This window comes from Endobacterium panacihumi (assembly GCF_050847465.1).
In the GTDB taxonomy this organism is placed as follows: domain Bacteria; phylum Pseudomonadota; class Alphaproteobacteria; order Rhizobiales; family Rhizobiaceae; genus Neorhizobium; species Neorhizobium panacihumi.
In genome coordinates, this window is record NZ_JBOZRA010000001.1 from 1204548 (window position 1) to 1216333 (window position 11786).

Below are 11786 nucleotides of genomic sequence, written 5' to 3' on the forward strand. Positions count from 1 at the left end.
GCGGGAGGTGACAAGATTATGGATACCCAGACCCAACCCCGCCTGAGTGCTGCGGAAAGCGCGCTGATCGACGCCTATAACGCGTCCTTCGGCGATCTGCCGGGCAATGGCGCCGTTGCCAGCGCCCGTGATCGTCTGCTTGACGACCTGAAGACCAAGGGCCTGCCGACGCGTCGCATCGAGGCATGGCATTATACCGACCTGAAGACGCTGCTTCGCGCGGTTCCGAGCGAAACCAGCACCGCCGTCATCGACCCGAAGGCGCCGTTCGTTGACGGCTCGCCGGTTCTGGCTGCATTGCAGGGCAAGGTCGACGCCAAGGCAGCCGTGGACGGCGTTGTCGTCGGCGCCTTTGCCGACATGCTGCGCGAAGGCACAGCCGCTCCGGGCCTGTCCGTCATCGACGGTGACGATGCCATCGGCCGTATCAACGGCAGTTTCGTCGCCGACGGTTATGTGCTGGAAGTGCCGGCGGATACTGAGCTGGAAACGCCGATCGAGATCCAGGCCATCCATGGCGGCGGGCAGGTGCATACGCGCTTCCCGGTCAGCTTCGGCGCCAACAGCAAGGCGACCGTGATCGAGCGTCACGCGGCGACCGGCGACGGTTCGGCCTTCGTTTCGACCGTCAGCGACATTTCCGTCGGCGATGGCGCAGACGTGACCTGGGTGATCGTGCAGCAGCAGGGGGCCGAGGATACGCATCTCGGCCAGATTCGAATCCGTGTGGGCGCCGATGCCAAACTAAAGCTGTTCGTCATCAATGCCGGCGGTAAGCTGGTGCGTCAGGAACTGCGCATCGACGTGTCGGGCGAGAACGCCGAACTGACACTGCGCGGTGTGAACCTGCTCGGTGGCGACACGCATACCGACGTGACGCTTGTTCTGGCGCACAATGTGCCGAACACGAGCTCGACGGAAGTGTTCCGCAACGTCGTGTTCGATCGCGCCCGTGGCGTGTTCCAGGGCATGATCAAGGTCGCGCTCGACGCGCAGAAGACCGACGCCAAGATGTCGTGCAACACGCTGTTGCTGTCGGACGATGCCGATTTCTCGGCCAAGCCGGAACTCGAAATCTTTGCCGACGACGTGGTCTGCGGTCATGGTGCGACGGTTGCCGATATCGACGACAACCATCTCTATTACCTGAAGGCCCGCGGCATTCCGGAAAACAAGGCACGTGCGATGCTCGTCAATGCCTTCGTTGCCGAGATCGTCGAGGAACTGGAAGACGAAGCTCTGGTGCAAGCACTGGAAGGCATCATTTCCGTCTGGCTGGAAAAGCACGCCTGACAAAATCGACGGAGGGGGCGTGCACGTCTCCTTCGTCGTGCTCGTCCTCGGGTTTAACCCGAGGGATGTCCCGAGCATCTGCGACCGTTGAACCGGTTGCAACGTGATTGGATCCTCGGGTCAAGCCCGAGGATGACGAAGGGAAACGATCAGGTTTGCCTTTACGCAAAGAGCTTCTGCCGACATCTCGCCTGTGAGCGGGATCAGAAAGGCTTATCGATGGACCACACCACACAAGCCACCTACGACGTCGAGGCCATAAGGCGGGATTTCCCCATCCTGTCGACCATGGTGCATGGCAAGCCGCTCGTTTATCTCGATAACGGTGCTTCGGCGCAAAAGCCGCAATCGGTGATCGATGCGATCAGCCACGCCTATTCCAACGAATACGCCAACGTGCATCGCGGTCTGCATTATCTTTCGAACGCCGCCACCGACGCCTATGAGGCAGCGCGTGAAAAAGTTCGAAAATTTCTGAATGCCGGGTCGATCGACGAGATCATTTTTACCAAGAATTCGACCGAAGCGATCAACACGGTTGCTTACGGTTACGGCATGCCCAAGATCGGCGAGGGCGACGAAATCGTCATTTCGATCATGGAGCATCACTCCAATATCGTGCCCTGGCATTTTATCCGTGAGCGACAGGGAGCGAAACTGGTCTGGGTGCCGGTGGATGACGAGGGTGCTTTCCATATCGAGGCGTTCGAAAAATCTCTGACGGAAAAAACCAAACTGGTCGCCATCACGCATATGTCGAATGCGCTCGGCACGGTCGTTCCGATCAAGGAAATCTGCCGCATCGCCCATGAACGCGGCATTCCGGTTCTGGTCGACGGTTCGCAGAGTGCGGTCCACATGCCGATCGACGTGCGCGATCTGGATTGCGACTGGTTCGTGATGACCGGCCACAAGCTTTATGGTCCGTCGGGTATCGGGGTGCTCTACGGCAAGACGGATCGGCTGAAGGAGATGCGGCCGTTCATGGGCGGCGGCGAAATGATCGTCGATGTGGCCGAGGATTTTGTCACCTATAACGATCCGCCGCATCGTTTCGAAGCCGGAACGCCGCCGATCGTGCAGGCGATTGGGCTTGGTCATGCGCTGGATTACATGGAAAAGATCGGTCGCGAGGCGATTTCCCGCCACGAGGCGGACCTGACCGCCTATGCGACCGAACGGCTGCAGGCGATCAATTCGCTTCGCATCATTGGCAATGCGCCGGGCAAGGGCGCGATCTTTTCGTTCGAACTGGCCGGTATTCACGCGCATGACGTTTCGATGGTGATCGATCGCCGTGGTGTGGCGGTGCGGGCCGGCACACATTGTGCCATGCCGCTGTTGAAACGCTTTGGCGTCACCTCCACATGTCGCGCATCGTTCGGTATGTATAATACAAGAGCCGAAGTGGATGCGCTGGCCGATGCGCTCGACTATGCGCGCGATTTCTTTGCCTGAGGATTTTTGGGGCCATGGACCAAGACATACCAAAATGGGATGCCCGTGAAGGCATCATCGATTCCGCCATTCCCGCGGACGAACTGGAGCGCCTTTCCGACGACATCATCGCGGCGCTGAAGACCGTTTACGACCCGGAAATCCCGGCGGACATTTTTGAACTCGGTCTGATCTACAAGATCGATATCGAGGACGACCGCATGGTGAAGATCGCCATGACGCTGACCGCACCCGGTTGCCCGGTCGCCGGCGAAATGCCGGGCTGGGTGGAAAATGCTGTCGGCGCGGTTGAAGGCGTATCGGGCGTTGAGGTCGAGATGACCTTTGATCCGCCATGGACGCCGGAGCGCATGTCGGAAGAGGCGCAGGTTGCGGTCGGGTGGTATTGATCGGCTGGCCTGCTGATATTACATTTGCCAAAACACCGGGCCTTGAACCCGGATGTGCAAGGAGAATGAGCCGATGGGCTTTGCAGTGATGACCATGACCGAGGCGGCGGCGGCGCGTGTGAATGCGATAGTTGGGAATTCCGGGCCGGATGCCAAGGGTATTCGTGTCGGGATCAAGAAGGGCGGTTGCGCCGGTATGGAATATACCGTCGATCTCGTCACCGAGCCGCACGCCAAGGACGATCTGGTCGAGTTCTCCGGCGCAAAAGTCTGGATCGAGCCGTCGGCCGTGCTTTATCTGCTCGGCACGCAGATGGATTTCGAGCAGACGCAGATGCGTTCCGGTTTTACCTTCGTCAACCCCAACCAGACGTCGGCCTGCGGTTGCGGCGAATCGGTGGAATTGAAGCCGGCGGATCTCGCCGCTTTGGCAAAGAGCAGTGAAGGTCAGGCGTCAGCTGTGTGAGAAGACGGAAACCTCACCGCCGTCATCCTCGGGCTTGTCCCGAGGATCTGCAACTGCCTGATACTATTGGCGTGGTTAGATCCTAGGGACAAGCCCTAGGATGACGAAGTCAGCAAGCGAAACGTTTTTGATCAATCTGAGGGCCGTGAGGCCCTTTTTCTATTCGTGCCGCAGCGCTTCGATAGGATTGAGCTGAGCGGCGCGGCGGGCCGGGAAATAACCGAACACCATGCCTATGGCCGCCGAAAATGCGAAGGCCAGCGCGATGATCGTCGGGCTCGGCACGAAAGGCACGCTCATATAGGTAACGACGCCATAGGCGAGCGCCACGCCGGTCAGAATGCCGGTCGCGCCGCCGAACACCGAGAGCATGACCGCCTCTACCAGAAACTGGGTCAGAACCTGCCGCTCCACCGCACCGATGGCAAGCCGAATGCCGATCTCGCGGGTTCGTTCCGTCACCGAAACAAGCATGATATTCATGATGCCAATACCGCCGACGAGCAGGCTGACGGCGGCGACAGCGCCGAGAAGACCGGTCAGGAGCACGGTCGTGCCGGTCATGGCCGAGGCAATCTGGGTCATGTCGTTGACCGAGAAATCGTCGTCGCGGCCAATGGCGATTCGACGACGTTCGCGCAGCAGGTTCTGCACATCCGTCTGGACCTTGCTGGTCGAAACGCCGTCCTGCGCGGAAAGGGTGATGGAGCTGATCGTGGTCGTGCCGCCGATGCGTCGCTGGTGCAGTTTCAGCGGCATGATGACGGTATCGTCCTGATCGTCGCCCATGCCGGACTGGCCCTTGCTGGCGAGGACACCGACAACGGGGCAGGCGACATTGCTGACACGGATGGTCTGGCCGACTGGGTTGGCGGAGCCAAAAAGTTCCTTGCGCAGGGTTTCGCCGATGATGCAGGCGGCCTGGCTGCCGCGATCCTCGGTCGGTTCGAAATTGCGGCCAAGCGCCATGTCCCAGTCCTGCGCGATCAGGTAATCGTTGGTGGTGCCGATCACGCTGGTCGAATGGTTTGCGCCGCCGGCAATCACGGTCGCCGTGCCGCGGTTGACGGGTGCGACGGCCCGTAATCCGCTGATCTGGCTTCGCATGGCTTCCACATCCGCATCGACAAATCGTTTCGCTTCCGAACTGGCCCGTCCAGGCCCCCATTGGCCGGGGCGCACGAACAGGGTGTTGGTGCCGAGCCGTGACAGTTCCTGCTGCACCTGTGCGGTCGTGCCATTGCCGATCGTGACCATGGCGATGACGGCGGCAACGCCGATGACGACGCCGAGCACGGTGAGGAAGGAGCGTAACAGATTGCGGCTGATGGCGCGCCAGGCGAGCTTTGTCGTTTCAAAGAACATTGTCCGCCTCCTTTTCCTGCATTTCATCCGAGACGAGATGGCCGTCGGTGAAACGCAGCAGGCGTTTGGCGTGAGCCGCGATATCCTCCTCGTGGGTGACCATGATGACGGTGATGCCGTGGTCCCGGTTGAGGCCGGTGATCAGGTCCATGATCTCGATACTGGTGCGCGTATCGAGATTGCCGGTCGGTTCATCGGCCAACAGGACGGCGGGACTGGTGACGATGGCGCGGGCGATGGCCACGCGCTGCTGCTGGCCCCCTGATAATTCTTGGGTCGTATGGCCTTCGCGGCCCTTCAGGCCAACCTGTGCGAGGGCGTGCATGGCAAGCTCTCGGCGCTGCCTGGCATCCATGCCGCGATAGACGAGCGGCAGTTCCACATTTTCGACCGCCGAAGTGCGGGCAAGCAGATTGAACCCCTGGAAGACGAAGCCGAGCATGTGACGGCGCAGCAGTGTCAGTTGCTCGCGACCGAAACCGGATGTGGACACGCCCTGAAAAACATAATCACCGGAGGAGGGCGTGTCGAGGCAGCCGAGAATGTTCATGGCCGTCGATTTACCCGAGCCGGACGGGCCCATGATGGCGACGAACTCGCCGGTGCGGATCGACAGGTCGATATGGTCGAGCGCACGGATCGTGGCTTCGCCGCGTCCGTAGAATTTCGAGACCTTTCTGAATTCGATAAGCGCGGTTTGTGTCATGTGCGGTCAGCCATTGCGGGCGGTGGCGTCGGTAATGACGAGATCGCCGTCCTTCAGTTCGCCGGATTTAACTGCGGTGAAACGACCGTCGGTGGCACCGGTCATGACACGGGCGCGCACGGGGGCGCCATCACGCAGCACCCAGACGACACGGCTGCCATCGCGTTGAGTGGCCTCGCGGCCCTGACCGGCATTGCCACGCGGACGACGCGGAGGGGAGAACAGCCGCGTCAGCGGATTGCCGCCCCGCGCGCTCTGTTGCATCGGTGGCGAATAACGCAAGGCGGCATTGGGAATGAGCAGCGTATTTTTGAGCGATTCAACGGTGATGTCGGATGTGGCGGTCATGCCCGGACGAAGCAGCAGATCGGCATTGTCGACCGTCAGGATGGCCTTGTAGGTCACGACATTGTTCACTGTTTCGGAGGCGAAACGGACGCTTTCGATCTTGGCTGGAAATTTCTGGTTAGGATAGGCATCGACGGAAAATGTGGCATCTAGACCTTCGCGAACCTGACCGACATCTGCCTCATCGACCGAAACCTGTAGCTCCATTCGCTTCAGGTCGCCGGCAATGGTGAACAGAACCGGGGCGTTCAGCGAGGAGGCGACGGTCGCGCCCGGATCGACGTCGCGGGTCAGAACCACGCCATCAATGGGGGAAATAACCTTCAGCTTGGAGAGATTGACCTCGGCCAGACGCAGGCTCGCTTCGGCGGACAGCACCGAGGCCTCGTTGACCGATTTGGTCGCTTCTGCCGATTCGTAGGCATAACGCGCCGAATCGAGATCCTGCTGGCTGGAGATGCGGCTGTTGACCAGGTTGGTGAGGCGGTCGAGTGATACCTTTGCCGACGAGAGTTCCGCATCGGCCTTCAGAACATTGGCTTTTGCCGAAGCAAGCTGCGCGCGGGCGCTCTGCACGTCGGCTTCCTGCTTGTTGGTATCGAGTTCCAGCAGCACGTCGCCTGCTTTGACCGCGCTGTTATAGGTGACGTTGACCTGGCGGACGGTGCCGGAGAGTTCGCTGGATACATCGACCTGATCCGTCGGTTGGACCGAGCCGGTGGCTGTGACGATAACGTTGAGGTCGCCATTCTTCAGCGCTTCGGTCGTGTATTCATAACGCGGGCCGCTGCCGGAAAAATAGCTGTAGGCGCCATATCCGGCGCCCAGGACCAAAAGCAGCGCCAGCGGCCAGGCCAGTCGGCGGGAGCGCTTTTTCGTGCCGCCCGCCTGCGCAAGGATCGCCGCGAGGTCAGGTGTGGTGCCGGCTTTTTCGGCCGGATCCGGCTTGTTGGATATGTTCAACGTCAGTCTCCTTCAGGCCGATCATCCGCAGCGGCCTGATTCTGTTGATGCGCGTCTGAGCCCTCATCGACTTTGGCATTACATAGGTGTGACGCGAAACCTAGTGAATTATAGGTAAGTTTTCGGGCGCGATGATGAGCATCTGCACGATGCATCCTTCTGTCGCCTGATGCGTTGTTACCGCGCAAACGCAAAGGAGATTGTCATGATCAATGCACGCGATATCAAGGAACATGCCGAAGTGATCGGCGCTGATGGCGCTCATGTCGGTACGGTCGATCGGGTCGAAGGCAGCCGAATCAAGCTGACGAAGAAAGACAGCGGCGAGGGCGGCCATGAAGGGCACCATCACTTCATTTCACTTGGGCTGGTGGCCGAAGTTGAAGGTGGAATCGTACGCCTTTCCGCCAACAGCGATGCCGCCGTTTTGTTCGAAGAAGAAGAAAACGGCAAATCCGTTCATTAAAGTGCGGGAAAGATGAAATTTTTGCAGAAAACCCGGGTTGACCACCGGGGTTCGTCTGCATATGTTCCGCCCACTTTCGGGGCACGGATCAGCGTGCCCCTGGGAGAGCGTAGCTCAGCCGGTAGAGCAACTGACTTTTAATCAGTAGGTCCAGGGTTCGAACCCCTGCGCTCTCACCACCGACCCCCATTGTTACAAGGGTTTTTGGTGAACAGTACACGCAAGCGTGGCACTGCGAAAATTCCAAATAGTTCCACGAAAATTCCACGGTTTCCCCCGTGGAATTCCATGGTCAGCGACGGGTAGTAGCAGCCCGCTCGTTCTCCTGCCGCTGAGCAAGTTGCAGCAGCAGCTTGATATCGCCTCCCTGATTGGCCAGGAGGCCCTGAACATCCTTCATTGTCACGACAAGGCCGCCGACATTCTGCTCGGTTTGAGACTGGCGATATTCGACCACCTCGAGCTTGCGCGTCAGCGTGATAATGTCGGCCTGCTGGGCAGCCTGGGCGGCCGCGGTCTGTTTCTGGACATCCTTCGTGTCGCTGATGCGGTCTTTGTGATACTGCTCATGTGCCAGCCACTTATTGCCCTGGTCGCGTTCGAGGCGCTCCAGTCCGGAAGCGTTCTTGGCGATCGCACTCGTCGTTGCCTCAGCCCAGCCGCCTCCCTGCCAGATGCCGGTGACGGCTGCAGCGATCAGCAGGCCGGTGTTGATCATCGAGCCGAATTCTTTCCAGACTTCCTTGATCTGGTGTCCCGCACCGGTACCGTTGGCCATCGTCACTTCCTGCAGCCGGGATCGCGCCGGCATTGATTGTTGTTCGAAGAAATCGCCGGGCCTGCCGTCGCGTCCTGGGAGGCGAGGCGGGCGGCCTCAGGATCTGAGAAACGCGTAATCTGGTAACCGGATCCATCAATCGCACGTGGCGACTGGCAGCTCGCTGTCGCGCATGAAGATGATACAACGATCACGAGCCGGCAAAGATTTAAAAGCCGCATTGCTTTTCTCCAGCTTCTGAATTCGGGATAGGGCACTTTTCGCTTCCTCGACCTGGGCGGACTGGCGCTCGATGCGTTGACCGTAGACACATGCCGGCGTGATCATCAGGGAGGCGCCAGCGAGCGCGCCGGCGCCGATCTTCAGGCCATCGATGACGCTGATCATGTCATGCCTCGATTTCGCGCTGGATTGATTTGATGCGCTGGACGATCCACTCGCCGCAAACGAGGAAGGCGAGGCCGATGACAGCCGAGACGGTGACGACGATGAGCAGGGTTTTGACGTCGATGCCCCCGGCCAGCCATGTGCCGAGACCAGCCAGAGAGAAGCTGCCGCCGAAGACCCCCGACAACCATCCGCTTTTCTGGCGCACTTCCTTCTCCACCGCAGGCGGCACGATCGGCTTGTCGATCGCTACCGTTTCCGGCTGCTCCCCGACGTGCCGGCGCTTCACCTCGGCCAAGACGGCGCGCACGCGATTGACAGTGACAGCCGCATGCTGGCCACCATAATACCCCTTGCCGGCCGTCGTCGGGAAGGAAGCCCATTCCTGGGCAAGGTTGTTGATGAGACCATCTTCGGAGAGCCGGCCGGCCAGATATTTGTCGATGCCCCGAACGCCCAGAAGGTAGCAGGCCATCTCGTCTTGGCAGCCCTTGTCGAATTTACGGGTGAGCGGGTAGCGGGCGGGAAGGGCGGTGCGAATGCTGCGCAGCGTCGTCCGCACGATCTGGTACCGACCGCACGCGGATGACTTCAGCTTTTTGTTGTCAGGGTCCGCAAGCATTCGGGTCTGGAGGCCGTCGAGCTCGGCGAGGGACATATCGGATAGCTTGACGTCGAGGCCCTTGCCTCTTGAGAGCTTTCCGTCAAGCATGATGCCATAGGCGAGGGTCTCATTGTACCCGTCACCCTTGTCTGTGCCCTCGGTAAAACCGATCAGGTCGAGCAACGGACGGTAGACGTAGTATCGGTCGAGGATAGTGGACATGCGATCGGCCCCAGTTGGTCACTGGAGCCGATGGTAATGTCGAGAGTGTGCGGTCAATCAAAACACAGCAAGGTCACTTGGCGTCGAAACTGATGCCGCTGAGCGACAGCGCGGTGGCGCTCGCCGCCGTCTGAAGCGAAATCACCCCGCTCGGCGCGATCATGATGCCCACAAAATTGGAAACACTGAGCACAAGAAACTGCTCATTGTTGCGCGGCCGGAAGCCATCGGGCAGCAGAGCCACTGCCTGTCCCGCGGCGGCATTTCCGCCCGTGATCAAACCAGACAGATGTACGCGAGCGGCAGCATCACGCCGGGCAATTAGTGGGGAATACGGCGCGCCGGCATCCGCCCAGGTTCCTTGCTTTGGAACACTGACGTCCTGCCCCGTCCAGGGCGACCACACGCTGATATCCGTCCGCCAGACACGCGTCATCACCTTGCCGTAGTAGTCATAATCGAAAAGCTGCTGAAATCCGCCGCTATCGACGTTCTTGTGTGTGACCAGGAAACCATCCATCGGCCAGCCATTGTAGGCGCGGATGACGGTAACCGCGTCCTCATAGGCACTCAGCGGATCGGCGGGGGAAAGGTTTTGCGTGGCGGAGCCGTAATTCCCGACGGTGTTGACGGCATACTGGTTTGTAGCGCCGACGCCGAAAAACTCATCGACCATAGCACCCCAAACCCACGAATTCATTTCGCTGGCTGGGTGGATCGCGCGCCCGTCACCGTAGGGGTCATCCATCCAGATGCCCGCAGCACCGCGGCTATCCTGAAACTGCCCATAAGTGTCGAAATAGGCGCACTGATGCTTTCGCGCCATCTCGACATAGACATTGCGAACCATCTCATACCAGCGCTCATCGCGCTTGTTCGGACTGTCGGAGGTGGAATTCGGCCCCATAAGGATGATGGACTGCACACTGATGCCTGCCGCAGCGCGCTGCGCGGTGAGCTTCGCATCCATGTTCGCCCGCAGAACGTCTGCAGCTTGCTTGTAGGTAACGCCTAGACCGGGATCGTTGACGGCGTATTTGAAGATCAGAGCCGCATTGTTGCCGCCGGCGTATGGAAGCGCATTCAGATCCGCCCAGGTCGTTCCAGCAACCGCATGATTGTGGATGACGTGGTTCGGAATGCCGCGTGCGCGCAATGCGTCACCGATGACACGCCCTGGCTTCGTGTTACCATAACCATCCGTCGCGGTGCTGTCCCCGAAAATGCGGATTGCAAAAGTTCCGAAGAGGGCACCCTGCCCGAGAGCCATGTATTGAAACGGCCTGTTAAGGTACTCATGACCGAGATGGAGCCTGCCGACCTTGTTGGCGTAGGTGTTCCGCTGCCTCAATCCGCCCGGCACAGCCGTCACGATCGCGCCGCCGCCCTCGAAGCTCGCCCCCTGACCGTTCCCGTCATAATCGACGAGAAACGTTTTTTCGTCCGTCAGATGAACCGTCCCGTTTCGTCCAGCGAACGCCAAGGCACTGTCACGCGCGTAGGTATCGTTCGTGACGCCGTCTCCCTTGGCACCAAACATCTCGAGCGTCGGAACAACCTCGGCGACCTCCCACCAGCCGCCGTTCGCATCTTGGCTGTGCCAGGGCATCACCGGCGCTGGCACGGCAATCCTCTTTTTCAAATGTCCGCCACCATCGCCGATGCTGTGGTAACCACCAGTACGGACAAGATTAATGGCCGGCCAAGGAATGCTCGCCGCAGCGAAATCAGCTTCGGTTGCAAACTGGTACTGCGCGTTGGCGATTGCCTGCGCCGCCGCCGCCGCCGCCACTGCTATCGCCGCGTTTTCTCCTGCCTCTGCGATGTCCGCCCCGTTCGGTCCTTCAACGAAGCGGACGCCAGACCGGACAAGCGTATGTCCATTCCTGATCTGGGCATCGATCGTCATGCCGGGTTCCCCGAATTCGGTCGTGATCGCGCGATCGACATCACGCCGGAGCTCCTGCTGGATGATCTTGTTGCGGTCAAGCTCACCGTCGATGAGGTGACTGCTGAACCGACCATCTGCGACAACCGAGCTGATGCGATCCAGAATTGCCCGCCCGAGCACGAGTAGAACGTCACCCTCCGGTCGGCCGGCAATAAATGTTGCGACGCCCCCACCTGCGGCACCCGCGCCGGTGATGACGTATAGGTTTCGTGGAAGCTCTACGTAGTTTCCGTCGGCTTCATGCAAAATCTCGATATCGTCGTTTTGCTGAAAAGGAAATCCAATGGCGAATTGGGTTTGACCGGCTGTTGCAGTAATCTTGCGAAAACGCGGATCCTCGATGATCGGCAGAACAACGCTCATGAAAAAAGCCCCATTTGGTGATGAGGC

At 59.8% G+C, this 11786-nt stretch carries 12 protein-coding genes and 1 tRNA gene; 6 read left to right on the forward strand and 7 right to left on the reverse strand.

Annotated elements, in window-relative coordinates:
* Positions 1–18: 18 nt before the first annotated feature.
* The 4 genes from sufD to sufA all read left to right on the forward strand — a co-directional run bounded on the left by sufD (position 19) and on the right by sufA (position 3606).
* Positions 19–1293, forward strand: coding sequence for a Fe-S cluster assembly protein SufD (sufD, locus tag ACRQ1B_RS05990; protein ID WP_432292728.1), 1275 nt, complete (start codon positions 19–21; stop codon positions 1291–1293).
* Between the two features lie 219 nt (positions 1294–1512).
* On the forward strand, positions 1513–2751 hold the full coding sequence (locus ACRQ1B_RS05995) for a cysteine desulfurase (RefSeq protein ID WP_432292729.1): 1239 nt from the start codon (positions 1513–1515) through the stop codon (positions 2749–2751).
* A gap of 14 nt (positions 2752–2765) precedes the next feature.
* Positions 2766–3140 carry an SUF system Fe-S cluster assembly protein gene (locus ACRQ1B_RS06000; protein ID WP_112729364.1) on the forward strand — a complete coding sequence of 125 codons (375 nt, stop codon included), beginning with the start codon at positions 2766–2768 and terminating at the stop codon, positions 3138–3140.
* Between the two features lie 73 nt (positions 3141–3213).
* Entirely contained in the window at positions 3214–3606 is a 393-nt protein-coding gene (sufA, locus tag ACRQ1B_RS06005) for a Fe-S cluster assembly scaffold SufA (RefSeq protein WP_432292730.1), read from the forward strand.
* Positions 3607–3765: 159 nt separating this feature from the next.
* Here sufA and ACRQ1B_RS06010 read toward each other — a convergent pair whose 3' ends face one another.
* Genes ACRQ1B_RS06010 through ACRQ1B_RS06020 form a run of 3 tightly spaced genes read right to left on the reverse strand, consistent with a single transcriptional unit; the run spans position 3766 to position 6988 of the window.
* On the reverse strand, positions 3766–4971 hold the full coding sequence (locus ACRQ1B_RS06010) for an ABC transporter permease (protein WP_432292731.1): 1206 nt from the start codon (positions 4969–4971) through the stop codon (positions 3766–3768).
* Positions 4961–5677 (reverse strand): ABC transporter ATP-binding protein, encoded by a 717-nt coding sequence (locus tag ACRQ1B_RS06015; RefSeq protein ID WP_432292732.1) that lies wholly within the window; start codon positions 5675–5677, stop codon positions 4961–4963. The genes ACRQ1B_RS06010 and ACRQ1B_RS06015 overlap by 11 nt, the downstream gene beginning before the upstream one ends.
* Before the next feature lie 6 nt (positions 5678–5683).
* A complete protein-coding gene (locus ACRQ1B_RS06020; protein ID WP_432292733.1) occupies positions 5684–6988 on the reverse strand; it encodes an efflux RND transporter periplasmic adaptor subunit in 1305 nt (434 codons plus the stop codon).
* A gap of 205 nt (positions 6989–7193) precedes the next feature.
* Between ACRQ1B_RS06020 and ACRQ1B_RS06025 the strand changes: the two genes are divergently transcribed.
* A complete protein-coding gene (locus tag ACRQ1B_RS06025; RefSeq protein WP_153352875.1) occupies positions 7194–7454 on the forward strand; it encodes a DUF2171 domain-containing protein in 261 nt (86 codons plus the stop codon).
* Between the two features lie 103 nt (positions 7455–7557).
* Positions 7558–7633 (forward strand) — tRNA-Lys (locus ACRQ1B_RS06030).
* A 113-nt stretch (positions 7634–7746) separates the two neighbouring features.
* Here the strand turns inward: ACRQ1B_RS06030 and ACRQ1B_RS06035 are convergent.
* From ACRQ1B_RS06035 to ACRQ1B_RS06050, 4 genes are all read right to left on the reverse strand, one after another.
* Positions 7747–8232 carry a hypothetical protein gene (locus tag ACRQ1B_RS06035; protein WP_432292734.1) on the reverse strand — a complete coding sequence of 162 codons (486 nt, stop codon included), beginning with the start codon at positions 8230–8232 and terminating at the stop codon, positions 7747–7749.
* Positions 8233–8367: 135 nt separating this feature from the next.
* Positions 8368–8619, reverse strand: coding sequence for a hypothetical protein (locus ACRQ1B_RS06040; RefSeq protein ID WP_432292735.1), 252 nt, complete (start codon positions 8617–8619; stop codon positions 8368–8370).
* 1 nt (position 8620) lies between these two features.
* Entirely contained in the window at positions 8621–9445 is an 825-nt protein-coding gene (locus ACRQ1B_RS06045; RefSeq protein WP_432292736.1) for a lysozyme family protein, read from the reverse strand.
* Positions 9446–9518: 73 nt separating this feature from the next.
* Positions 9519–11759: an SGNH/GDSL hydrolase family protein gene (locus ACRQ1B_RS06050; protein ID WP_432292737.1), complete on the reverse strand. Its 2241-nt coding sequence runs from the start codon at positions 11757–11759 to the stop codon at positions 9519–9521.
* Between the last annotated feature and the right edge of the window lie 27 nt (positions 11760–11786).